The 692-nt window shown below is 62.1% G+C and carries 1 protein-coding gene; it reads right to left on the bottom strand.

Annotated features, from left to right (window positions below; all coding sequences use genetic code 11):
* The coding region (locus QN357_RS19160) for a histidine kinase dimerization/phospho-acceptor domain-containing protein (RefSeq protein ID WP_323505420.1) at positions 1-692 on the bottom strand (692 nt) is incomplete at both ends.

Genomic DNA, 692 nt, shown 5'->3' with positions numbered 1-692 from the left:
ACCAGGGCCTGACTGATCGCCAACCCCAGACCCGAACCGCCATACACCCGCGTCGTGGACGCATCCACCTGACTGAACGACTGGAACAACCGCGGCATCCGATCCTCAGGAATCCCGATCCCGGTATCCGACACCAGGAACCTGAGCGCCACCACCCCGGACTCCCCCGGAACGACCAGCCCGGCCGGCTCGATCCGCACCATGATCGTGCCCGACTCCGTGAACTTCACCGCATTACCCACCAGGTTCACCAGAACCTGCCGCAACCGCGTCACGTCCCCGCTCACCCACGACGGACACCCATCCGCGAAATCACACAACAACGTCAAACCCTTTTTATCGGCCGCGACCGCCAACAAACCGACCGAATCCTCCACCGCCGAAATCAGATCGAACGGACGATCCTCCAACTCCAGGCCACCCGACTCGATCTTCGAAAAATCCAGGATGTCATTGATCAGATCCAGCAACAGGTCCCCGCTGCGCCGCACCGTCTCCACATAATCGCGCTGCACCGCGTCCAACCGGGTATCCAGCAACAACCCCGTCATCCCGATCACCGCATTCATCGGCGTCCGAATCTCATGACTCATCGTCGCCAGAAACGCCGACTTCGCCGTCGTCGCCGCCAACGCCGCATCCCGCGCCAACCCCAGACTCACATTCAACTCCACCTGCCGCACCCGCAACCG

It is taken from the genome of Cryobacterium sp. RTC2.1, from assembly GCF_035018685.1.
In the GTDB taxonomy this organism is placed as follows: domain Bacteria; phylum Actinomycetota; class Actinomycetes; order Actinomycetales; family Microbacteriaceae; genus Cryobacterium; species Cryobacterium glucosi.
This window is presented reverse-complemented; position numbering and strand designations above follow the sequence as displayed.